Annotated in this window: 21 protein-coding genes; 8 read left to right on the forward strand and 13 right to left on the reverse strand. The window is 69.0% G+C overall.

Annotated features, from left to right (window positions below; all coding sequences use genetic code 11):
* Positions 1–119: 119 nt before the first annotated feature.
* From OXG79_06420 to OXG79_06450, 7 genes are all read right to left on the reverse strand, one after another.
* A complete protein-coding gene (locus OXG79_06420) occupies positions 120–3,125 on the reverse strand; it encodes a hypothetical protein (GenBank protein MCY3783403.1) in 3,006 nt (1,001 codons plus the stop codon).
* Positions 3,122–4,201 carry a hypothetical protein gene (locus tag OXG79_06425; GenBank protein MCY3783404.1) on the reverse strand — a complete coding sequence of 360 codons (1,080 nt, stop codon included), beginning with the start codon at positions 4,199–4,201 and terminating at the stop codon, positions 3,122–3,124. The genes OXG79_06420 and OXG79_06425 overlap by 4 nt, the downstream gene beginning before the upstream one ends.
* Positions 4,202–4,246: 45 nt before the next feature.
* Complete coding sequence (locus OXG79_06430) at positions 4,247–4,852, reverse strand: DUF4130 domain-containing protein (protein MCY3783405.1); 606 nt, start codon at positions 4,850–4,852, stop codon at positions 4,247–4,249.
* A 250-nt stretch (positions 4,853–5,102) separates the two neighbouring features.
* Complete coding sequence (gene dinB, locus OXG79_06435) at positions 5,103–6,344, reverse strand: DNA polymerase IV (GenBank protein ID MCY3783406.1); 1,242 nt, start codon at positions 6,342–6,344, stop codon at positions 5,103–5,105.
* Positions 6,345–6,851: 507 nt separating this feature from the next.
* Positions 6,852–7,451: a transcriptional repressor LexA gene (gene lexA / locus OXG79_06440; GenBank protein MCY3783407.1), complete on the reverse strand. Its 600-nt coding sequence runs from the start codon at positions 7,449–7,451 to the stop codon at positions 6,852–6,854.
* Positions 7,452–7,584: 133 nt separating this feature from the next.
* On the reverse strand, positions 7,585–7,953 hold the full coding sequence (locus tag OXG79_06445) for a cyclophilin-like fold protein (protein ID MCY3783408.1): 369 nt from the start codon (positions 7,951–7,953) through the stop codon (positions 7,585–7,587).
* Between the two features lie 29 nt (positions 7,954–7,982).
* Entirely contained in the window at positions 7,983–9,962 is a 1,980-nt protein-coding gene (locus OXG79_06450) for a glycoside hydrolase family 15 protein (protein MCY3783409.1), read from the reverse strand.
* A gap of 326 nt (positions 9,963–10,288) precedes the next feature.
* Here OXG79_06450 and OXG79_06455 point away from each other — a divergent pair, with 326 nt between their 5' ends.
* The 4 genes from OXG79_06455 (at position 10,289) to OXG79_06470 (ending at position 13,370) form a co-directional block, all read left to right on the forward strand.
* On the forward strand, positions 10,289–11,257 hold the full coding sequence (locus OXG79_06455; GenBank protein MCY3783410.1) for a nucleoside hydrolase: 969 nt from the start codon (positions 10,289–10,291) through the stop codon (positions 11,255–11,257).
* A gap of 117 nt (positions 11,258–11,374) precedes the next feature.
* Positions 11,375–11,989 carry a peptidylprolyl isomerase gene (locus OXG79_06460; protein MCY3783411.1) on the forward strand — a complete coding sequence of 205 codons (615 nt, stop codon included), beginning with the start codon at positions 11,375–11,377 and terminating at the stop codon, positions 11,987–11,989.
* 95 nt (positions 11,990–12,084) lie between these two features.
* The gene (locus OXG79_06465; GenBank protein MCY3783412.1) at positions 12,085–12,660 is read left to right on the forward strand and encodes an MOSC domain-containing protein; all 576 of its coding nucleotides are present in this window, start codon (positions 12,085–12,087) and stop codon (positions 12,658–12,660) included.
* A 92-nt stretch (positions 12,661–12,752) separates the two neighbouring features.
* The gene (locus OXG79_06470) at positions 12,753–13,370 is read left to right on the forward strand and encodes a hypothetical protein (protein ID MCY3783413.1); all 618 of its coding nucleotides are present in this window, start codon (positions 12,753–12,755) and stop codon (positions 13,368–13,370) included.
* A 63-nt stretch (positions 13,371–13,433) separates the two neighbouring features.
* On the opposite strand, the gene OXG79_06475 is transcribed toward OXG79_06470, so the two are convergent.
* Entirely contained in the window at positions 13,434–13,967 is a 534-nt protein-coding gene (locus OXG79_06475) for a GNAT family N-acetyltransferase (GenBank protein ID MCY3783414.1), read from the reverse strand.
* A 160-nt stretch (positions 13,968–14,127) separates the two neighbouring features.
* On the opposite strand from OXG79_06475, the gene OXG79_06480 reads away from it, so the two are divergent.
* From OXG79_06480 to OXG79_06490, 3 genes are all read left to right on the forward strand, one after another.
* Complete coding sequence (locus OXG79_06480; protein ID MCY3783415.1) at positions 14,128–15,132, forward strand: C-terminal binding protein; 1,005 nt, start codon at positions 14,128–14,130, stop codon at positions 15,130–15,132.
* Positions 15,133–15,255: 123 nt separating this feature from the next.
* Positions 15,256–15,516, forward strand: coding sequence for a type II toxin-antitoxin system Phd/YefM family antitoxin (locus OXG79_06485; GenBank protein ID MCY3783416.1), 261 nt, complete (start codon positions 15,256–15,258; stop codon positions 15,514–15,516).
* A gap of 4 nt (positions 15,517–15,520) precedes the next feature.
* Positions 15,521–15,928: a type II toxin-antitoxin system VapC family toxin gene (locus tag OXG79_06490; GenBank protein MCY3783417.1), complete on the forward strand. Its 408-nt coding sequence runs from the start codon at positions 15,521–15,523 to the stop codon at positions 15,926–15,928.
* A 164-nt stretch (positions 15,929–16,092) separates the two neighbouring features.
* Here OXG79_06490 and OXG79_06495 read toward each other — a convergent pair whose 3' ends face one another.
* From OXG79_06495 to OXG79_06515, 5 genes are all read right to left on the reverse strand, one after another.
* Positions 16,093–16,431: a type II toxin-antitoxin system PemK/MazF family toxin gene (locus OXG79_06495; protein ID MCY3783418.1), complete on the reverse strand. Its 339-nt coding sequence runs from the start codon at positions 16,429–16,431 to the stop codon at positions 16,093–16,095.
* Entirely contained in the window at positions 16,416–16,649 is a 234-nt protein-coding gene (locus OXG79_06500) for a ribbon-helix-helix domain-containing protein (protein MCY3783419.1), read from the reverse strand. The genes OXG79_06495 and OXG79_06500 overlap by 16 nt, the downstream gene beginning before the upstream one ends.
* Positions 16,650–17,188: 539 nt before the next feature.
* Positions 17,189–18,439 (reverse strand): glycosyltransferase family 4 protein, encoded by a 1,251-nt coding sequence (locus tag OXG79_06505; GenBank protein MCY3783420.1) that lies wholly within the window; start codon positions 18,437–18,439, stop codon positions 17,189–17,191.
* 645 nt (positions 18,440–19,084) lie between these two features.
* Complete coding sequence (locus tag OXG79_06510; protein MCY3783421.1) at positions 19,085–20,260, reverse strand: glycoside hydrolase; 1,176 nt, start codon at positions 20,258–20,260, stop codon at positions 19,085–19,087.
* 72 nt (positions 20,261–20,332) lie between these two features.
* Positions 20,333–21,691, reverse strand: a complete 1,359-nt coding sequence (locus OXG79_06515) for a glycosyltransferase family 4 protein (protein ID MCY3783422.1) — start codon at positions 21,689–21,691, stop codon at positions 20,333–20,335.
* A gap of 15 nt (positions 21,692–21,706) precedes the next feature.
* On the opposite strand from OXG79_06515, the gene murJ reads away from it, so the two are divergent.
* The gene (gene murJ, locus OXG79_06520) at positions 21,707–23,335 is read left to right on the forward strand and encodes a murein biosynthesis integral membrane protein MurJ (protein ID MCY3783423.1); all 1,629 of its coding nucleotides are present in this window, start codon (positions 21,707–21,709) and stop codon (positions 23,333–23,335) included.
* The last annotated feature ends 11 nt before the right edge of the window (positions 23,336–23,346 follow it).

Genomic DNA, 23,346 nt, shown 5'->3' on the forward strand with positions numbered 1-23,346 from the left:
ACGCCCCAGCGCCGGGCTTCGGCTCGGGCTTGGGCTTGGGCTTGGCAGCCTTCGAGGCCGGCCGGTCCTTGTCATCCTCGGCAGCCGGCGGCGCCTCCCGCCGGATGACGAGCGAACCCTCAGCCAACGGCCTTGAGCCAGCGGGCGTCGGCCGCTTCGTCCGGCGACGGCGCCGACGCGCCGTCAACGATGTCCGCCACACGGTCGAATCCTGCGCTGGTCAATCCGCCCGGCGCCGACGTGGCGATGACCTGCGGAAAGTACTGCTGGAAGTCGCCGTGGGGCAGCGCCTCGAGCACGGGCGCCACGGCTTCGACGTCAGCGGCGTCGAGCCAGAGGAACGCGGGCGCAAAGGGCGCGTCGTGGGGTCGGACGGCACTGAGAAAGGCCACGCCAACGGCAAGCTCGATCCGGTCGCGCAACGCGTCGCCGACCTCCCCGAGTGGCTTCCAGGCTTCGGGGGCTTCGTCCCAGACATGCACCGCCTGGTCCTGGGAGATCCGAACGTCCCAGTACATCCCGCCCGTCACCCGGCCAATGATCCGGCGCAGGGCGGCCTCCGTGGACTGCCGGACGCCATTTGCCAGCGCATCGAGCGCATGGGTCATCAGGCGCGAGGCGGCGGCCCGCACGCGACGCCGGTCGACGAGGTCGTCGAGCGCCGCGCGCGCCGCATCCAGATCGACGTCGTGACGCACGGCGCCGGTCCGGAGCTCGAGCTGTCGAATCTGCGCGTCGAACTCCCGTCGCGCGGCTCGGGCCCGCTGCATCCGTCGGCGAGCGCCGCCCGCGTCTTCCAATCGATCCTGGTCCAGGTCGGGGAATACGGCCCGAACTTCCGAAGCGGTCGGGGAGTCGTCGCCGTGCGCGCCCGTCGCCCGCACGGCGCCGGCCAGCTCCGTCGTCGCCCGCGACACACCGCCCTGCGCGACCCGCGCCGTCTCGGACGCTTCGGTCAAGCCCGAGGCTGCCCGCAATTCGCCCACCGCAGCCACGACGTCGACCAGGGCAGCCAGTCCGTCGAGGCGGTCGATGGCTGCGTCCGGTGGTTGGCCCTGCGGCAATCCGGCGTCGGTGGCCACCAGCGCGTCGATGGCCTGGGCGATTCCGGGCAATGCGTTCTCGGCCGCGTGGAGCTTCCACGCCGCGCGCTGCCGGCCCGCCTCGAGGTCGGCTCCGCGGTCCAGGCGCTCTTGCATGGCGTTCAGCTCGCGCCGCTGGGCGTCGCGGGCGTTGACCAGCGCCGGGTGGTCGTCCGGCAGATCGAGGGACCGGGCCAGCTCCCCCGCGTGGCCGCGGGCGCGCCCGCTGGCCTCGATCTGGCTGCGGAGCTCGGCCTCCGCGGCCGCCGCGCGCTCTTCCACGCCCGAGCGTTCCAGCGCGTCGACACGGGCGCGCAACCGGTGCACCTCGCGCTCGGCGTGGGCCAACTCTCGCTGGGTGCGGGTGCACTCGGACTCGAGGTCGTCGGTCGAGACCGAGCTGTCACCGTCGGCAATGCGGCGCAATCGCGCGGTGGCGCTGTCACGCAGGATGCGCGCGCGCTCCGCCGATAGGGGGATCTCGAGGCCGAGGCGCTCCAGTTCGCGCTCGATTCCGGCGCGCTGCTTGCGGCTGACCGCCAGGCGGGCGGCGTGTTGCTCGCTGTCGCGTTGGTCGTGATCAAGCTCGGCTAGTTGGTCCAGAAGCTCCGCCTCGTGGGCGAGATCGGCCCGCTGGCTCCACAGCGACCAGGCGCCCGCGGCCGCGCCGGCGACGACCACCACCATGCCCAGCACGGCCAGCGGCCCCGTGCCGGAGAAGCCGATGGTCGCCAGGACGATGCCGAAAGCGACGCCGACGGCCGCCAGCATCAGGCGGTTTCGGCGGCGCTGAGCTTCGATGGTCAGCGACCGTAGGTCTTGCCTGATGCGAGTGGTCTCGCGCGTCAGGTCCGAGGGGTCGACCTCGTCGCCCGCGTGATCGGGCTCGGCAAGGAGGATGTCGCCGAGCCGGCTCCACAGGCGGTGCGCGGCGGGGAGGTGCTCGTCTTCGTGGGCGCGTTGGCGCAGGGTCCGGGCCCGCTCGGCGCCGGCCTGGGCCTTGGCCTGCACCACCTCGGCCTCGACCAGGTTGGAGCGGGCCTGTCGGAGTTCATGGGCGGTCCGGTGGTGATGGTCGCGCTTCGTCCGGGCGCGGTCGGCGGCTTCCGACGCCGCGGCGCCCGCGGTGGCGGCGTCACAGGCCTGATCGAGAGCCGCCAGTCGCTCGGCGCCGATCCGGGCGCGCTGCGCCAGGGACGCGAGATCGCCCAGCCGGGCATCCAATCGCCCGATGTGCTCCCGCGCGCGGGCGGCTTCCGCGGCGCTGCGCGCGTGATCCGCCCAGAGCGAGGCAAGCTCGCGGTACCGGGCAGCGCGGTCGCGCTCGTCAAGGAATTGCCCGCGTAGCACGCGGAATCTGCGCTCGGAAGCGTCGGCCTCCGCCGCGCGCTCCGATGCCGCGGTGAGCGCCTGCAAGGCCTGGCGCACACGCCAGCGCTGCAGCGCACGATCCAGCCGGTCGATCTCGTCCTCGTTGGCCGACGCCCGGGCCACCGCCTGCGCCAGCTCGACGCGCGCCCGCGCCACGGCCTCTTCCTCGTGGTGCGCCGGGCTTTCGGCGAACTCGACTTCCATTTCCTGGATGCGCCGCTCGCCGAGCAGACGGCGCAGCAGCGCTCGAATCTCGGCGGCCGGCGGCAATTCGGAACGGGGCTCCGGCCGCACCAGCAATTCCAGCGTCGCTCGATCGAGTCCCAGCATCCTGTCGAGCGCCGCGCGTACCTGAGCCTCGCCGTGGATCGGCGCTGAGCGCGGTCCGCGGTTGATGAACAGCTCCGCCTCGTCCCCGCCGGTGGCCCGCAGGGTGCGCCGCACGGTGAGCGGTCGTCCACCGGCGGCGAGCGCGCACTCCACCATCGCCCCGTCGGACCGGGCGCGCATGCCGTCGGGCGGGCCGTAGAGGCAGGTCAGCAGCGCCGCCTTCAACGCCTGCGCCTGGTCAGGCGGACCCGTGATCAGGTGATGGCCCTGCGGCTGAAACTCCAGGTCCACCCGGTGCATGGCGCCAAGCTCGCGGACCGTCAGCCGCTCCAGGAGAATCATGCGACGCGGCTTTCGGCGCGTCGCCGAAAGCCATCGACGACCAACCGGCGCGCCCGAGCGACGGTGTCCGCGTCGTCCGCCGGCGCGGCGCCGGCGGTCAGGTGCTCGGCCGCGCGACGCACCTCCACCACGAACGAACGCGTCGGGCGTGCGTCGGCCGGTCCGGTTGTAATGTCGAGTTGTGACAGGTCAAGGTGTACCAGCGTGCCGTCGGCGGATGCCCGGCGGCTCAGATCGGCCACCCGGCAGCGATGCCACAGCTCGCGCGAGAACGCTCCCACGAATTCAAGCGTCACCAGCGGGGCGTCTCCAATGAGCGGCGTCACTCGCTCACGAATGACTCCGGCAGGGTCGCGATCGGCCAGCTCCCCCGCGGTGAAGGTGACCACGACGGGCGAGACACCCGCAAGCTCGCGAAACTCCGCGGCAATCACGCCGCCCTGATCCAGATCCACCAGGGCGAATCCCGCCTCCGGGCGACGCTCGGCCACCGCCGGGGCGGACCACCCGGGGCAGATCAGGAAAACATTTTCGAGTTGACGCTGGCCGGGATCCGGCCGGTTGCCGAGGACGATGACGTCGGCGGCCATGGCCTCTGGGCGCTGCAGCGCGTCCGAGTCGCTGGTCAGCGCGATGCGGAGGGTTGGATGATGAGGCGCAGGATCGGCATGGCCAAACGCCGAAGGCGCGCCAACGTCGAGCGCGATTCCGGCAACGTCGACGGTCCGGCTCCGGATGCCGCCGTCGGGCCGCACGCCGGCCAAAAGCCCAAGCTCCTCGAGGAAGGCAATGCCGGTGCTGCCGGTCGCGGGATTCTCGGCATCGTCGAGCGCGATGGCCACGATTCCGGCGTCGCGCGCGCGACCGAGACACTGGGAAGCAAAGCGAATATCGTCGAGTCCCGGCTCCGACTGCGCGAAGAGGCCGCCGGCGATGAGCATGAGGTCAGCGTCGTCGGCGATTGCTTGCTCGACGACAGCGGCGAAACTGCGCCTCGAGTGCGCCTGGAAGAGCGCAAGCTGCTCGGCGTTGAGAGATGGAGGCACGGCCCCGATGAGGTTGCCCGCGGTCAGCACGGCACGTATTGATTCGGCCGATCCCCGCAGGAACCGCATACGCAGCTACGCCATCCCCTGCCTCCCAGGTGCGGCGACGAAATGCGCCTGACTTGACAGAATATCACCGCCCGCTGGCGACGACCAGATCGAGGGCTCCTCGGCCCCTCGGCTGGGCGCCAGTTTCAAGCTGATGCCACATCCGTCCTGGACGTAGGTGCGGCGTCCGTCCCGGATCATGAGCGTGTGACCGCGCCAGCGGCGGCGGAAGTGCCGCAACACCAGGTCGACGACCGGAAACTGGAAGCGCCACTCGGCGACGAGCTGGCGCGGACCCGGTCCGCGGGTGAAGCGCAAGTCACGCCGCGCGGCGTGCACTTCGCGGTAGACCTGATGCCCCCAGCTCAAGGCCAGCTGGGCTTCGCGCGAACCGCGACCCAGCACGAACGAGGCGCCGTGCTCCAGCACCTGGCCGGCCACGGCGCGCAGCACCCGATCGCGATCAGGCGCGGGATGGCGCAGGGCGTAGCCGTAGAGACGTGCGAGCCGCGCCAGGCGCCGGCGGTCGCGGCGCACAGCCGCCAGTCGCGACCGCACCACGTCCGGTCCGCCGCCGCGCTCGTCGGCAACCTGCCGCAGCAGGGCAAAGAACGTGTCGGGCACGCGGCTCATGCTGGCCTCCAATCGAATTCGGCGCCCACGCTTGGGGACGTGTCCAGCACCGACTTCATAACTGCGCACGTGGTCGACGAACCAGAGTCATGCCGGCGGTCCCCCTCACCCCAACCCTTTGCCACGGAAGACGCTTGCAGAATCCAGCCGGAGTTGGGGACAACCGGGCGCATCCGTTCCGCCGTCGGGTTCAGTGAGGGGTGGATTCCCGCCTTCGCGGGAATGACGGAAGGGTTAGACGACGATCGCATCATCCGAGCACCGCGTCGCGCCAGGCGTATCGACTCGAGCTCATGCGCGCCCGGCTGGCGAGCAGCGACGCGGGCGCCAGGACGGCGTCGCCGAATCGCTGTCGGACCTGGTCCTGCGCCTCGTCCAGCCGCCGCCGCTCACGCGTCTCCGCCGGCCGCAGCGGCAACTGGCAGTAGTCAAAGCTCTCGAGCGCGGTGGCGTGAACTCCCACCAGGCGGTAGACATCATCGGCGCGCGCCACGCGCAGAAACAGCTCGCGAGCCAACGCGAAGATGGCCGCGCCGATATCCACGGCCGCCCCGGCGGTCGTCTGTCGGGTGATGGTGCGGAAGTCGGCGTAGCGCACCTTGACGCTGACGGTGCGCGCGCGGAGGTGCTTGGCACGCAGCCGCTGACCCACGTGCTCGGCAAGCTGCTGCAGGTAGTCCACCACAACCGTCCTGTCATCGACATCGCGGTCGAAGGTGACCTCGTTGCCCACCGAGCGGCGACCGCGCGCGGGAGTCACGGCCCGCGGGTCGATGCCACGCGACCGCACGGCGGCTTGGGCGGCGGTCCCGCCAAAGCCGGCGTGGACCCGCTCCGGGTCGATGCAAGCGAGGTCACCGATGGTGGTCACGCCATGCCGTCCGAGCTTGGCCGCCGTCTTGGGGCCAATGCCCCAGACCATGCGGACGGGCAGCGGGTCGAGGAAGGCCGACTCCGCGCCGGGAAGGATGACGCGGCAGCCGTCGGGCTTGGCAACCTGAGAAGCGATCTTGGCCACCGACTTCGTGGCCGCCACGCCGACGGATATGGGGAGGTCTTCGCGTTGACGCACGGTCGCTCGCAGGTGATTGGCAATTTCGGCCGGCGTCCCATAGCGGCGCTCGCAGCCGGTGACGTCGAGGAAGGCCTCGTCCAGCGACAGCGGCTCGACGAGCGGCGTGTAGGTGCGAAACAAGTCCATCACCCGGCTCGACACGTCGGCGTAGAGGTCCATGCGACCGGGAACGAACTCGGCCTGCGGGCAGAGGCGGGCGGCCTGGCGCGAGGGCATGGCGGAGCGCACGCCGAACGCGCGCGCTTCATAGGAAGCCGCCGTGACCACGCCGCGTCCGTCGCGCGAGCCGCCGACGACTACCGGCTTGCCGCGCAGCTCCGGCCGCTCGCGCTGCTCGACGGCCGCGTAGAAGGCGTCCATGTCGGCGTGCATGACCACCCGGTGACCATTCCAGGCGTCTGAGCCGAGATCCTGCATGTGCGCGTCGACTGCGGTCGGTGTGCGGGAATAATACCAGACAACAACCGAACGAACAAATAGCGAACAGGCGGATGGCGCGTCACCGCGCCGTGGGGGTTGGACTCCGGCAGCCTCCGATGTGGCGGCCGGAGAATCCCCTCACCCCGACTCTCGCCCCGTGGGAGAGGGAGCGGATGCAGCCGGCTTGCGCGTGTGCCCGTCTCACCGACCCTCTCCCCGTTGGAGACCCGTGCAGATTCCAGCCCGGTTTGGGGATGAGCGGGCGCATCCTGTCCGTCCCCAGGTTCAATGAAGGGTGGATTCCCGCCTTCGCGGGAGTGACGATTGGTTTCGCAGAAGCGTCCTTACCATTGGAAGGCATCGCACCGCCTCTGGAGCCTCACCTCTGTCATTTCGAGCGGAGCGAGAAATCTAATGGGCGCGGGAGGATTCACAGCGTGCTTAGATTCCTCGCTTGCGCTCGGAATGACAGACTGCGGGAATGCCGCGCGACGAACTCTCGGCCTAAAGGCTCCGCAGGATGGCGACGGCGTGGCCGCGGACGCGCACGTCGCGGGCGTAGATGGGGTCGTAGTCGGCGTTGGCGGGCTGCAGGCGCACGCGCCCGTTCTCGCGGAAGAGGCGCTTGAGCGTGGCGGTGCCGTCGTCCAGCATGGCCACGGCGATCTGTCCGTCCCGCACGGCCTCGGTGGGCGCGACGATCACCAGGTCGCCGTCGCAGATGTGGTCGTCGATCATGCTGTCGCCGCGCACGCGCAGCGCATAGGTGTCGCTCGCGGGCGCGAGGCCGGAGGCCACCGGGACGGTGTCGATGCGCTCCTCGTAGGCGTCGATCGGCAGACCGGCGGCAATCTCGCCGATGATCGGCACGTGGACCACGCCGGCGTCGGCGCCGTTATCGAGGATCTCGATGCCGTGCGACTGGCCGGTGCGCCGGATGTAGCCCTTGCGCTCCAGGGCGTCCAGGTGCTGCTGCACGGTGGCCGGCGCCAGACCGACGATGCCGCCAACCTCGCGAACACTGGGCGTGTAGCCCTCGTCGCGCACGAAGCGCTCGATGGTGACCAGCACGCGATGCTGTCGTTGAGTGAGCGGGCCGCCCATGGGCGACATCCTCCGCGACGCGCGACGCGGCATGACCAACGGTCACGCGCCAGATGATTCCACGCACGGCCAACCTACCAGACAGAATGCGAACGCGTCAACACTGCTTCAAGAAACTCGGCCCATCCCGACGTTACGCCTGTAGCTCGTCCATTGCCTCGATGACGAGCATCGCGCCGGAGCGAACCCGGCGCAGGGCCGAATCGTCGGGGTCGTCGATGCGTCCAACGGGCGCAATCGGGCTTGCGGCGCGCGGCTCGGATCCACGGCTGGCCGGCGTGGGACCGAAGAAGATGCAGATCGCGCGACCCGGCGGCCAGATCGCCAGGTCGCCCACCGCCGCAACGTCCGTGGCGTCGTCCGGCAGGTCCACGCCGACGCCGATGCCGGCGTAGATTTCGTCGCCCCAAACACTCGCCCGCACGTTCAGCGGCAGGGCCTGCCACACGGCGTCCGCCGCCGGCGTGTCGTGCAGGCGCGCCTGGACCGAGTAGTCACCCACCCGGATCAGAACGAGCCGTGTCGAAATGCTCAGCCGCCCTGACCGCGGAGCTCGCGCGCCCGGGCCACGTACGTCTGCACGGTGGCAGCAAACTCGGCGTGGCTCCAGGTGAGCGGGCTCACGCTGAGGGGCTGCCCGGTGAGCGGGTGCACCTGCTCCGCCAGGGTGCCGCTGGGGAGAGCGCGGTCGACCACCCAACGCATCAGCTCGTGCGCGCGCTCCAGGTCAGCCATGGTCTGGGCCGCCGCCGCTTCCCACTGCGCCAGCCACAGGGTGCAGATGAACCACGGATTGCCGGGAATGCGCTCGATGTCGTCCGAGACGCGGTGGTAGTAGTCGTCCTCGTAGCGCGCCACGCCGCCGATGTCGGTCTTGACCCAGAGCCGATCGCGCAGCGAGTGCATGGTGGATACGCAGCGCGAATCCGTCGGCTCGCAGAGCCCGAAACGCCAGACGCCGGTGACGCTGGCGTCGATGGTCAGATCGGGAACCAGCGTGCCGTCGTCGGCGACCTCCAGGCGACGGATGAAGCGCCGCTCACCTTCGTCGTAGAGGTGCTCGAAGGCGGCCTCGCGGATCTCGGCCGCGGCGGTGTCGTACTCATCGGCCGCCGCCTGTTCGCCGAACCCACGGGCGAACGCGGCGGCCGCTCGCAATCCGCCATACACGCTCGCGACGGTGAACGTGTGGATGCCGTAGCGCTCCTCCCATAGGTCCCAGGAGGGCGCGGGCAGCCCGGTCTCCCGATGCCGGAAACGAACCATGAAGTCGGCGGCGCGCTTGATGAGCGGCGCATACAAGGGCTTGACGACCTCGGTGTCCTTGAAGCGCTCGTCGTAGGCGCCGAGGGCCCACAGCACCAGGGAGGTCTCGTCCTCCTGGATCGGCAGGATGCGGTTGCCGTCCGCGTCCGCCCAGGGATGCCAGCTGCTGCCCGGCGTTCCGTCGGGGTTGTACTTGTGCAGCATGAAGCCGCCCGGCTGGATCGTGCGGAGGCAGAAATCGAAGAAGCGCCGCGCCAGCTCGCGGTGGTCGCCCTGGATCAGCACCTGAACCACCAGGGCGCCGTCCCGCGGCCACATATAGGTGTAGGTATCGCGGCCGAACTGCAGGATGTCGCTGTCGTTAGCCGCGATGATCGCGCCGTCGTCGTCGGTTTGGGTGCGGACGATGAGCATGCTGCGGCGGTAGAGATCGCGGACGGCCGGATCGAGGCCGGTGAAGTCCAGGTCCTCGCGGGTGACCCAGTGGCGCCAGTAGTGGTTGGTGCGTTCGATCAGGGCGTCGGGACCGCGCCGCACGACCATGTCGTTCTCGTCCTTGACGGCAAAGAACTCGTCGCCGACCGCCAGCCAGTAGTGCGCCACCGCGTCGCCACCCGCGGGCACGCGCACATCCACGCCGCCGGTGCTGTCGACCAGCCCTTGAGCGATGGCGTTGCCGGAGAGATTGCCGTCCTCGGCGTCGCGCCAGGTGCCCTCCAATCCGTGCAGATGCTTGGTGCCCGTGCTCACCGCGTCGAATCCCGGCTGCTCGCCGGCCCATGCGTTGGCCATGAACAGCACGTCCCGCTTGTGATGCACGATGCCGCGCGTGAGGGGATCGAAATAGGTCGTGTCGCCCACGCCGTCGCGGAACAGGTAGAAATCGTGATGGAAGAAGAGCTTGACGTGACGCGGGGCGCCCCGGAGGTCGCGCACGACCATGCGCCGAACGTAGATCGGTCGATGGAAGTCAACCGCGTCGGCGCAAATCAGCTCGAGCCCGAGGTCGTCGTTGACCAGGCGAACGTCGCTGACCAGGGTGTCCGGGCGGTAGCGCAGCGTGCCGTTCCAGGTTCGCGCGGTGATCCAGGCGAACGCGCCGTCGACCCAGATGCCGAACCGAAACGGATCGTGGCCGGCATGGTTCCACAGCCCCACGTGAGGGAAATAGATATCGCGGACGCGATAGTCGCCATCGAACGCGACCAGCAGGCGGCCATTGCCAATCGCCAAGTCACGCGGCATCGCTTGCCCCTTCCACGCCGGAGGGAATCGCGGGTGGCCGCATTATGGCAGTGAGCTTCGGCACGTTTGGTAGGGAGAGTCGCGAACCGCCCGAGGTCGACCTTCGCAATTCGGGTAGGGGCGGGTCTTAGACCCGCCCGACGCCAAGCATCCGGCGCGCGCCCCGAGTTCAGTCAAGGTGGATTCCCGCCTTCGCGGGAATGACAGATGCAACGTAGCCCGCGACCGAGCGGTGGCCCGCGCTGCGTGCGGCGTGGGACCCTTGGAAGACATCCCATGCTGCGCGCAGCATGGGCCACCGGAGCAGCGTGCCGGAGAGCAAGCCGATGCCAGCCATCATTCCCGTCGTCATCGATACCGACCCGGGCGTCGACGACGCGTTGGCCCTGGCGTTGGCGCTGGCCTCGCCCGAGCTCTCCGTGCGCGCGGTGACGACCGTGGCGGGGAACGTGGACCTGGCGACGGGCACAGCGAACGCCGACTATCTGCTGCGCATCCTGGCGCCCGGTGCGCCCATCCGGCTGTCCCAGGGCTGCGCCAAGCCGCAGGCGCGCGAGCTGGTGACGGCGGAAGAGGTTCACGGTTCCGACGGGCTGGCCGGAATCACCGGCCATGAACGCTGGCGGCGGACGCGCCCTGAACCGCCGGACATCCTGGCTGACGCCGTGGACGTGATCATCGAGGAGGTCGGCGCCTCACCCGAACCCCTGACGGTGATCGCCCTGGGTCCGCTGACGAACGTCGCCGCCGCGCTCCGGCGCGACCCCGCGGCCATGCGCCGAGCGGGGGCCATCGTGGCCATGGGCGGCTCGCTGTACGCCGGCGGCAACGTGACCCCGCACGCGGAGTTCAACTTCTATGTGGATCCCGAGGCGGCGGACATGGTGCTGGCCTCCGGCGTACCGGTGATCGTGACGCCGCTGGACGTGACGCACCAGTTGGCCGTGAGCGACGCGACCGTCGAGTCGCGCCTGTTTTCGCGCTCGGAGCCCCGGAGCGCCTTCCTGGGCGAGCTGATCCGCCGCGCCCGCGCCGAGCAGTTCACCGGGCGCGGCGGCAAGCTGCTGCTGCACGATCCGGCGGCGGTGGGAACGCTGCTCTGGCCGGAACTCTTCACGATGCAGTCGCACCCACTGACGGTCGAATGCGGCGACGGAGACCTACGCGGCGCGATGCGGCCCGCCGCGGACGACGACTCTGGAGCGGGGCGGATGGCGGCCCAGGTGGCCGTCGACGTCGCGGCGGATTCGGTTGTGGGCCGGATCGTCGAGCGGCTGGTCGCCGGCGGCGGCTAGCCACACTTACACCCAGCCTCGATCCAACGCCCGCCGCCCGTGGCAATCGCGCGGCGGGCGCGGCAGAATGGGCCGTGGGCTGGTGACGACGCACGGGGGAACAAGATGATGCGGCGAATGGTCGTCGTTGCACTGGCGCTGGCGATCGCGATGGTGGTGGCCGCCTGCGGCGAATCCGAGCCCGAAGGGCCGCCGACGTTCGCGTCCTACCCGGAGATGGGGATCGACCCCAAGCGGCCCTATAGCGTCATCGTCACCACCGACGTCGGGCGCATGACGTTCATCCTGCTGCCGGCGGAAGCGCCGCTGGCGGTCAACAGCTTCACGTTCCTCCTCAACGAGGGGTTCTACACGGGCATGGAGTTCTATCGCGTGCTGCCGGGCGTGCTGGCCGAAACCGGCGATCCAACCGGCACCGGAACGGGCGGGCCCGGCTACACCTACGAGCTCGAGGCGCCGCAACGGCCCTACGCGCGCGGTCTCCTGGCAATGGCGCCCAACGGGGCCGACAACTCCAACGGATCGCGGTTCTACATCCTCCTGGGCGACCTGGACGCGAGCGACGCGGTCTCGGGCGACCACACGATCTTCGGCCACCTCAAGGAGGACCACGCCCCATCGGCCACCACGCTGACGAAGATCGAGAACTCGCAGGTGCCGGTCGCGATCCGGGAAGTGAAGGCCATCGAAGGCTGTCTGCCGAACGTGAGCATGTGGACGCAGGGCTGCTAGAGGATTGACCGACCGCCACTGCACCACGCACCGGGCAAGATCTACCGGTCGTGAACGCCTCTAGGCCTACGTTCGCGAAATCAGAGGAGACCAAGGTGGGAGATTCGAACGGCGCGGCGCTCTACCGAACCGGCGACGAGCTGGAAGCCGGCCTGGACCATTTGCGGGAGTCGCCGGCGGACGGAGGTCCCGTGCGCATGATCGTGCGGCGACCCGAGGTCGATGCGCGCGAGGTGATCGCGGAGGGTGAGCTCGACACCGAAACCGGACTGGTCGGGGACAGCTGGAAGGACCGCGGCAGCACGGTCACCCCCACTGGGGGTCCGAACCCGGCGGCGCAAATCACGATCATCAACTCCCGCCTGCTCGACCTGCTCGCGCAGTCCGAGGAGCGTTGGCCGCTGGCGGGCGATCAGCTCGTGATCGACATCGACATGAGCGAGGAGAACCTTCCGCCGGGATCGCAACTCGCCATCGGGTCGGCGGTGATCGAGATTTCCAAGGAACCGCACACGGGGTGCGCCAAGTTCGCCGCGCGGTTCGGACACGATGCGCTGCGTTTCATCAGCACGCCGCTGGGACGGCAGATGCGGATGCGCGGCATCAACACGCGCGTGGTGCAGTCGGGGAGGGTGCGCGTGGGGGACACGGCGACGAAGGTTTTGCCGTAGGTCAGCCGGACCCACTGGCCCCTGAGGGCGGGTCGCGGGCGCCGAGCTCGCACTGCATAGACTTGCCGCGATCTGTGGGCCGAGGGTTTGCCATGTCGCTGCAGTGGATTACACCTTTCAGGCGGACTGGTTGCGAGCGGCTACACGCCGACGGGCAGCCAGTCTCGGAATCAAATGACCTTTTGCAATTCTGGCAATGGATGGGCTCCGACCTTGTCGCGAACACCCAGCGTGCCGTAGTGGCCGAATACATCGTTGGAGTTGCCGTGGGCGATGCCTGTCTTATGAGTGGGACACGGGACCCGTGGGGCAACTACGACCTCACGAGTACCCACGAGGTCAGGATCGAGGTCAAATCCGCGGCGTATGTTCAATATTGGAGGCAGGCCAGGGAATCGACACCAACTTTCGATATCGCAAAGACTCTCGCTTTTGATCCTGAAACTGATCAATTTTCGGACACCCCAACGCGTTCCGCGGATGTCTACGTGTTTTGCTTGCACACCCATCGTGCTAGCGATCCGGTCGAAGCCATTGATCCTCTGAACGTTTCGCAGTGGGAGTTCTATGTGCTGTCGACCGCTGCACTAGAGGATCATTTCGGCGATCAGAAGACCGTCCGTCTTGGATCGCTATATCGGATCGGAGCCCGACCGGTCCGATTCGAGGATCTAGGCAGTGCCGTCGATGGAGCGTTCCGTGGCGACTGATAGTCTGGCGCGCTCCGCGGGCAGACGCCCCGCGCTCACGCCTAGATCGGAAAAGGCGCCTCGCTAAGGTCGCCGAGCTTGTAGCCGCAGCGTCCACACTTCGTCGCCCTCGCTGGTCCGTTCGCCGGTGCGACGCATGCCTACGTTCGCAGCGACTCGCTGGGATGCGGTGTTCTCGGGGTGGATCGTCGCTCGGACTTCTCTCGGGTTGAAGAACTCCAGCAGCCAGGCGGCGATGCGCTGCGCGGCCTCGGTTGCATAGCCCTGTTTCCGAAAGCGTCGTCCGACTAGCCAGGCCATGTCGGCCCACTGTTCGGTCACGGTCGCTTGCATGCGCCCGACCGCGGTTTGGTCGTCCTTCAGCCGAAGCGTCCAGTTCAGCCAGACTTCGGCGCCGTCCGGCGACCGCCGGCGCTCCCAGCGGCGGATTCGCGCTCGGACTCGCGGAAGGCTCACGTCAGGTCCGTCGTCGGCAGGTGCGTCGGAGTCGAGGATCCGAAGCTCGTGCAGCTCCGCGGCGTCGCTTTCGGTCATTGGCGCAAGCAGCAGACGCTCGGTTTCCAGGGTCCATTCGTCGTCGGCGGGGACGTTGAGCACCTAGTGACCTTGCCGGCTTCGGCAGGGATTGACCTGCAATGGCATCGTCGGGGCGCGTCTTTGCCTAGAGGCACTCCGCACTCTACGCGCACTGGCGTTGACACTGGGAAAGCGCCGTCTCTAAAGTCGCGGTGCTTGCGAACCGCGCGCGTGGGGCTCTATGTCTGAGAAGACCGCCGGCCACAAGATCCTGATCACGGACATCGCCTGGCCCAGCACGGCGCCGGAGCGCGAGGTGCTCGCCGAGCTCGACGCGGAGGTGATCGAGTCGGATAGCCCCGACGAGGATCGGCTGATCGAGCTGGCGCAGGACGTAACGGGGATCCTCACCTGCTTCGCCAAGGTCACCGAGCGCGTGATCGCCGCCTCGCCCCGCCTGGGGGTGGTCGGGCGCACCGGCGTGGGCACGGACAACATCGACGTGGACGCCTGCACCCGGCGCGGCATTCCGGTGACCTACGTGCCCGACTACGCCATCGAAGAGGTGGCCGACCACGCCATGGCGCTGCTGATGGCGCTGTCCCGCAAGATCGTGGCGCTGGACCGGCTCACCAAGGCGGACCGCTGGGAGACCAAGCCCGCGCGCCCCATCTACCGGATGCGCGGGCGCACCCTGGGCATCCTGGGCTACGGTCGCATCGGCCACGCGCTGGCGCTGCGCGCGATTCCCCACGGGCTCAAGATCCTGGTCTACGACCCCTACATCACGGCCGACCGCGTGGCCGACATTGGGGCCGAGCTGGTGGACAAGGAGCGGCTGCTGGCCGAGTCGGACGCGATTTCGGTGCACGCTCCGCTGACGCCCGAAACCCACCACGTGATCGGCGAGACCGAGCTGCAGGCCATGAAGCCGGATGCCTTTCTGATCAACACTGCCCGGGGGCCGCTGATCGACGAATACGCGCTCGCCCGCGCGCTGTCCGAGGGCTGGATCGCGGGCGCGGGCATCGACGTGCTGCAGGCCGAGCCGCCGCCGGACGGCCACCCCCTGCTCGCGGAGCCCAACGCCATCGTCACGCCCCACGCGGCGTTCATGTCCGAGGAATCGGTCCTAGAGCTCGAGCGCCGCGCGGCGCTGGCCGTCGTGCGCGTCCTCCAAGGCCGCATGCCCGAGTTCATCTGGAATCGAGAAGTGCTGGAGCAGGTGAGGCTGGCCGAAGGGTAGGCGGCGCGCCGAGCGTCTCGCACACTTCCACAGCTCGATTCTCAGCAGAGGAAGGATGCTTGCCGATAGGGCCATATCCGACTAGTCTTAAGTCTAGTCAGAGTGATCATTCACGGAGGCGACATGGGTAAAGTCTGGCCAGTACAAGACGCCAAGGCGAGATTCAGCGAGTTCCTGGCCACCAGTCTCGTGGAAGGCCCGCAAATCGTGACCAAGCGCGGCGTCGAAACCGCCGTGCTGGTGCCGATCGAGCAGTGGCGGCGATTGGAACAGCGGACAAAGCCGGACCTCAAGCAGTTGCTGCTCACCCCGGAGGCGCGGACAGACTCGCTGACCCCGCCGCGAGCACCGCATCGCCGGCGAATCCCCGAAGCATTCGAGTAGACCGGTGTATCTCCTCGATACCAACGTAGTATCCGAGCTGCGGCGGCCGTTTCCCGATCCGTCCGTCGTGCGTTGGATCACCGACGCGCCAGGCGAGCGACTCTTTCTGTCGGCGGTCACCGTCGGTGAAATACAGGCGGGAATCGAGATCATCCGGCAGCGAGACTCGGCGAAGGCATCAGATCTCGAAGCCTGGCTCGGCCAGGTCCTCGCCTCCTACGGCGTCTTGCCGATGGACGCAACGGCGTTCCGCGAGTGGGCGCGCCTCAAGCACCGACAGCCGGAATCGCTGATCGAAGACGCGATGATCGCCGCCACGGCCGTGGTTCACCGCCTCAACGTGGTCACCCGCAACGTGCGGGACTTCGGGCGACTCGGCGTGACGGTCATCAATCCCTGGGAGTCTGCGTAATCGGTCCCGTCGCTCGTAGGTCGTCCGAGAAACTCTGAGCCAAACGATCCCTAAGTCCGCGTAGGGGCGCCCCTAGTGGGCGCCCTCTGGTAGCCGGGGAGTATCGAAGCAGAGGGCAGCCACTAGGGCTGCCCCTACACGGACGGGATGAACCAGAAACGACGTCAGGCGCAGCCGGTGGCTATGGCTAGGGCGCGGCAGACCTGGCGCATTTTGGTTGGGCTGAGCGAGCCGACGTAGCGGTGGAGGCGGTTTTGCTCGACGGTTTGGACGTGGTCGAGGTTGATGGCGGAGCCGTGACGTAGGCCCTCGTCCGGGCCGACGACGACCTCGCTGGGCAGGCCGCGGATGGTGGACGTGATGGGGGCGACCATTGCCGTGTGGAGCAGTGGGAGCACTTCCTGGCGCGTGAGAATGACGACCGGACGCCGCTTGTCGGGCGATCTGAATCCGTAGTGCCAGATCTCGCCGCGACGCGGTCCGGCGTCTAGTCCTGGGGCCATGCGCCCTCGCCGGCCCAGCCCTCGAACTCGGCGTCAAGCCCGGCGGCATCGCCGTAGCCCGCGCGGTATCGATGGGCGATGTCCTCGGCGTCCTTGCGGGCCAGGTAGGCGGCGGCCGCCTCTCGCAGCACGGCCGAGCGACCCCGCTCCCGGACGGCGGGGTGCGCGTCGAGCCGCTTGAGGAGCGCCTCGTCGAATGTGATCTGTATAGGTTTCATAGCTATAAAGATACTACATCACAAATAGACAGTCTGATTTGGGAGTCATTGACGCCCGGCTGCGCCTTCGCGGTTCTTCCGGCGTCGTGCGATGTCTACGGCGGCGGTGCCGCTTTCCCGCCCCTTGGATTCCTCGCCTGCGGCTCGGAATGCCAATGTGGGTGGCGCAAGCGTTCTCGGTGGAATTCCCACGCTGCACCCAGCGCGGGCCACCGGGACTCGACCGCCGGGCGACCCCTCACCCTGGCCCTCTCCCTGTGGGAGAGGGGACCGGACACGGCCTTTTATTCGGCGTCGAAGTTAAACGCCGAACGTGTATAAAAACCCCGGCTTTTCAGGTTTGGGTCTCCGCTGGTCGCAACTGCCGGGCGGGCCTGCATGTGGCGTCATTTCGGCCTTGGGCCGGGATCGAGACCGCCTGGACGGCCTTGCTCTGCACGGCCCCTTAGATTCCTCGCTGCGCTCGGAATGACAGGTTGGTGGTTCAAGTGCTGGTCGTGGATTCCCCGGGCTATCCGGAAGCCGGACAACCCCTCACCCTAACCCTCGCCCTGTGGGAGAGGGGACCAGACTGCCGCATGACAGCGGGCCTCGATGGCGGATTGGTAGACGGCGAGGGTTGCGGTGGCGGAGCGTTGCCAGGTGAAGGTGGACGCGGCGCGAGTGCGGGCGTTCTTGCCCCAGGCGGCGAGGCGGTCGCGGTCCTCCAGGGCGTGGATCAGGCCCCAGGCGATGTCATCCGGGTCGGCGCCGTTGACGTGCAGGCCGGTCTGCTCCGGACCGCCCGCGACCACCTGCTCGCGGAAGCCCACCACGCCCTGCGCGCCGACGACGGCCGGCTTGCCGCAGGCCATGGCCTCGGCGGCCACGAGGCCGAACGGCTCATAGGTCGAGGGCAGCACCACCACGTCGCTGGCGACGTAGTGCGCGATGCGCTCCTGCTCGTCCACGAACTCCGTGCGCATGACCACGCGATCCGACCCCCCGGCGTGGGCGAAGGTGTCGCGCAGCTCGTGCTCCAGCTCGCCGGACCCGAGCACCACGAGCCAGGCTCCGGCGCACTGGGACGCAACCGATCCCCAGGCCGCGGCAAGCTGCCGCACGCCCTTCACCTCCGTGAGCCGGCCGATGAAAAGCGCCACCGGCGCCGCTGTCGGGATGTCGTAGCGCGCGCGCACCTCGGGACCGCCAGGGGCGAGCGGGTGATAGAGGCGCGTATCCACGCCATTCCAGACGGCCTGGACCCGGTCGTCCGGCCAGCCGTGCGCGACCAGGTCCTCGCGCATGGCTTTGCTGACGGTGACGACCGCCGCCGCCTCGTGCCCCAGGGTCAGCTCCCAGGACTGGACGATGGGCGACGACGCCACAGGCTGGCGTCCGCGCTCGGTGCTGTGCACGTGGAAGACCACCGGCGCATCGACCAGCGGCGCGAGCACGAGGCCCGACGGCGCGGCGAGCCAGTCGTGGATCGCCACCACGTCGAAGGGCCCCCGGCGGTGGCGTTCGCGCACGCGGTCGGCCCAGAGGACGTTGGTCGCCGCGAGCTCGCCGAGCAGGGGTCCCCAGGCTTGGGCTTCGCCGTTGAGGAGCGACGAATAGAGTGGGGTGAGCTCGAGGGGGCGGGTCCAGTGAGTGCCGTCCGCCGGGTCCGGGTCGGTGGCGCGGAGGGCGGCGAAGACTTCCACCTCGTGCCCGGCGGCGCGCAGGGCCGCGACCATGGCGCCGGCGTAGGTGCCCAGGCCGCCGACGATATGGGGCGGATATTCCCAAGTGACGATGGCGATGCGCATCAAGGGGTGGGCGCTTCGGAGTGCCGGATGACCCTCACCCTAGCCCTCTCCCTTCCAGGGCGAGGGGACCGGATCGGCCTGTGGCGTGGCGGCGAAACGCCCGGGCCGCCGTGGTTTTTCCTTGCCCCTTAGATTCCTCGCTGCGCTCGGAATGACAGCAGGGGGACGAGCGACCATGGGGATTCCCACGCTGCACGCAGCGCGGGCCACCGGACGGCCCCTCACCCTCGCCCTCTCCCCGTGGGAGAGGGGACCGGACCGGGCCGCGGGCGTGGCGACCATCCACCCGAGCCGCGGTGCCGCCTTCCGGCCCCTTAGATTCCTCGCTGCGCTCGGAATGACAGCAGGGGGACGAGCGACCATGGGGATTCCCACGCTGCACGCAGCGCGGGCCACCGGACGGCCCCTCATCCTCGCCCTCTCCCCGTGGGAGAGGGGACCGGACCGGCGCTTCCAGGTTGGATGGCGGGTGGATTCCCGCCTCCGCGGGAATTACGAAGGGCCAGCGGACATCGGTCATACGAACCCTGGATTCCGGCCTTCGCCGGAATGACGGCGGGGGGTGCGCAGAAGTGTCGCGAACCGTCCCCAAGGGCGTGGTTCGACAGGCTCACCACGAACGGGAGTGGACTCAGCGCGAGTCGGTTAGGCAATGGCATCCAGGAAGTTGACGTAGACGCGCTGGTGCTCCCAGAGCAGGCGCTCGGTGCCCATCCACATCCACTCCTGTGGGGTGAAATAGGCCGACACGTCGGCCTCGGCGCCGACGCGGCCGACCCATTGCAGCCAGTGCAGGTTGTCGGATTGCATGAGCCAGTGGGCGATCTCGACCAGCTCCGCGTCGCCGGTCATTCGCGCCGCGCCGTAGGCCACGCTCATGAGGCGGTAGATGGCTTGCTGCGCGTGGTTGCCGAGGAAGAACTCGAGGCCGCCGCTTTCGCCCGCCCAGGTGGCCGGGAACGGCGTAAGCGGCAGGTCGTGCACCTCCTGGTCGGGCGCTTGCAGGATCTCGCTGGGCGTGACGCACGTGACGCCTTTCTCGGCGAGCGCGGCCGGCAAGGCTCTCAGGAACTCGAAAATGCCGGTGTCGCGATTGTGATGCTCGCCGAAGGTCTCGAAGTCCCACGCGAGCAGGACGAATTCGCCCGGCGCGTCGCGGACCCACTGGGCGTAGGTATCGGCCATGAGCGGCCAGCGGTCCCAACTCTGGTTCGAGAAGCGGTAGCCGACGTCGTCGCTGAGCGGAAAGTGTCGGGGCAGGATCTTGAGCGACCCGCCGTCGAAGTTGTAGCGATGCGTGGATTCGCGCCAGTCCATGACCCACTGACGCCCGTCGATGAAGGCGCCCTGATAGCCGGCGGTCTGCAGCGCGCGATAGATGTCGGCGGACATGAGCATCTCGGTGGTGTCCGCCACGACCGGCTCGACGCCGAAGCGCTTGGCCGCGCCGGATCGGGCGAACTCCATTTGCGTCGTGAACGTCGGCAGGTCGATGAGCATGGTCATGGCGTGAAACGGCTCCACGGCCACAAGCTCGGCGCGGGGATGGGCGACCAGCCCCTGCATTTCCTCCAACAACTCCGGCGCCCAGGTCTCGAACTGCTTGACGGTCGAAAGGGGAACGCCGAGCGACAGCGTCAGGCCCTCGTCGAGCAGCCGACGCCAGAGCGGCAGCGCGGGGCGATAGCACCAGCGCGCGACCTTCTGGAAGTAGTGGCGGTTGAGGTCCTGATCGAACATCAGGCGCGCCAACTCGGCGGCGGACGCGCCACGGGGCAGTTCGACCGCGGGCAGCCGTACGCGACGCGGCTGGTGCAGCACCGTGTAGATGACCAGTTGCTCGGCCAGAGGTCGTCAACTCCCGGGCCGATGTCGAATCCGGCCCACGTGATGCTACAGCCCGCGCAACCCCTGACGCTGTCCGGCGAGCTGCAACTTGCTCAGCAAGAGTGGCAGCAGCGCGTCCCAGGTGTGGAGCTGGGCGGTCTCGCGCGCGCCGGTGCGGATGCGCTCGGCCAGCTCGGGATCGTCGCGCAGCAGCCGCGCCACCTGCACGATCTCGTCGGGGCTGCCGACATCGTCCAGGGCCACGCTGTTGCGCATGGGAATGGCGTAGTCCTCGCCGGTCGATCCGACGTAGGCGACGCCGCCCGCCGCCATGGCTTCGAGGCCGACTAGGCCGAAGGGCTCGTAGCCGCTGTTTGCGAGCACGCCGTCGGCGGCGGCGTAGAGCGCGGGCAGCGCATCGTCGGGCAGGAAGAACTCGACGTTGAGCACGGCGGCGTCGGGATCGGCGTCGGCGAGGGCCTGCGCGATGCCGGCAATCGATCGATCGTCGGTGTGCACGCCGACCGCCTGGAGCCCGCGCCAGGCCATGTGGCCGTAGACCTCGTGGGCGTGAGCTTCCAGCTGTCCGGCTTTCATCACCAGGCGGGCGGGCACGCCGCCCTCGTGCAGACGGTGCACGGCCTCCACCGCCGCCAGCCAGCCCTTGTCCGGGTCCATGCGTCCGAGCTTGAAGAACCAGGGGCCGGAACCGACGGCCTGGCGAACGGCGTCGACCGCGTCAGCGTCGACGGGCTCCAGCAACTCCGACGGGATGCCGTTGGGAATCACCAGCGGGTTGACGCCGTGCGACCACATCTGGGCCTTGACGAAGCGAGATACTGCCGTGAATTGCGCGACGTATCCCAGACGATTCCAGTTGATGCGGTCGAACGACATGTCGTTGTTGGCGTTCCAGAGCAGAACGGCGGCGTCGCGGATGCCCAGGAAGTGCAGCGAGTCGCTGAGCCGGGACAGGGCGTCGGCGGTGTGCCACTCCTCGGCGATGACCGCCACGCGCCGCCCGGCGGCGAGGGCCGGCTCGACGATGGCTTGCGTGACGAAGGCCGGAACCGAATCCTGGTAGTCATGAACCTTGGCAACTTCGTCCGCGTAGGCGCCCTCCGGGTGCGAGGCGCTGATCCATTGGCACCAGCGATGCAGATGCAGGCAGCCGTCCTCGCGCGTCTCCCTGCCGGGCAAGGTGGGGTCGCCGACGAAGACCAGGTGCGTCTGGAAACCATTTCGGGCCAGCGCTTGGGTGAGGTGGGTGACGCGGACGCCGAGTCCGCCGGCTTGGGCGTAGGGTTGGTCCGGTCCTTCGAAGGACAGGAAGACGAACTCGAGGTCGTCGGGGGTGAATGACATGCGGCGGGCGGGCGCCTTGCGGGCGGCGAAGGCCGGGGGCTCCATAGTAGCGGCGGGCACGTCGAGATCTCGCTGATGAATCCACGGGAGTCTGACTCCGAGCCGCGGGGCGATGCGCTGGGGGCGGGCGTCGGTCGTGCGGCGGCGATTGTGGTGGCGTCGATCCTGGTCAGCCGGGTGCTGGGGTTTGTGCGCCAGGCCGCCATCAATGCCGAATTCGGCGTGGGACCGGAGGCCGACGCGTGGTTTGCGGCGTTCCGCATTCCCGACACGATTTTTATGCTGCTGGCCGGCGGCGCGCTGCTGTCGGCGGTGATCCCGGTCTACGCGGAAGTGAAGGCGCGCGGGGATCCGCAGGCGCTGGGGCAGTTCGTGGGGCGTATCGGCGCATTGGTCGCTGGAGCCAGCGCGGTGCTCGCGGGAATCAGCGCTCTGCTGGCCGAGCCGTTGATGCGCGTGGTGGCGCCGGGCTTTCCCGACGCAACCGTGGCGCTGGCGACCGACGCGGCGCGCTGGCTGATGATCTCGCCGGTGGTCCTGGCCATGAGCGCCGTGGCCAAGGCGGCGCTGCAGGCCGAGCGCAAATTTGCCCTGCCGGCGCTCAGTCCGCTGCTCTACAACCTCGGGATCATCGCGGGCGCGCTGGGTCTGGCGCGGGTGTTCGGCCTCACCGGCCTAGTGTGGGGCACGCTGATCGGCACGGGTCTGCATCTGCTGGTGCAGACGCCCGGGCTGCCCACCATCTTTGGCGCGGGCGAGGCCACGACGCGTCGTTTCGACTACACGACGTGGCATCCGGGCGCGGCGTGGGCGGACCCGGACGTGCGCAAGGTCATCCGCCTGATGGTGCCGCGCATGCTCGGGGTGGCGGTGCTGCAGGCCAGCCTGATCTACATCAACATCCTGGCGTCGTTGCAGGGTCCGTCGGCCGTGGCGGTGCTCAATAACGCCTTTCTGCTCATGTTGCTGCCGCTGGGCGTATTCGGCATGGCGCTGGGGGAAGCCGCGCTGCCCGATCTGGCCCATCGCTGGATCAGCGGGGACCGCGCCGCGTTCGCTCGCCGCGTGCACGGCGTGGGCCGGATCGTGCTGTTCCTGAGCGTTCCGGCGGCGGTGGTGCTGGCGGTGCTGGCGGAACCGATCGTGTCCGTGGCCTTCGAACGGCATGCGTTCGACGCCCGAGCCACCGAGCTGACGGCCAACGCGCTGCGGTTTTATGCGGTGGGCCTGGCGGGGCACGCGGCGGTGGAGGTGCTGGTGCGCGGATTCTTCGCCATGCACGACACGCGCACTCCCGTGGCGGTGGGCGCGGGCTCGCTGGCGCTGCACATGGTGCTGTCATGGGCACTTTCGATGGTGATGGGGAATCCGGGGATCGCGCTGGGGCTGTCGATCGGCGTCCTCGTCGAGGCGGTGATCCTGGTGGCGATTCTGCGCCGCCACGGAGGCCTGGTCGTGCACCGCGCGGACGGGCGCTGGCTGCTCAGCATCGGCCTGGCGGCCGCCCTGATGGGGGCCGCGATCGGGGGGCTGCGGCTGGCGACCTGGCCGGCGTCGGACGCCATCGCGGGCGGCGGGTGGCTGGCGGCCTACCTGGCGACGGCGCTGGTGGTGTACGTGGGCGCGGCGCGTCTGATGCGCATCCCGGAGCTGGATGAGCTGGTCGGGCGAATCGCCGGCTGGCCGCAGCGCATGGCCCGCTGAATAGAATCAGG

This window comes from Chloroflexota bacterium (genome assembly GCA_026706485.1).
Classification (GTDB): Bacteria; Chloroflexota; UBA11872; order UBA11872; family UBA11872; genus JAJECS01.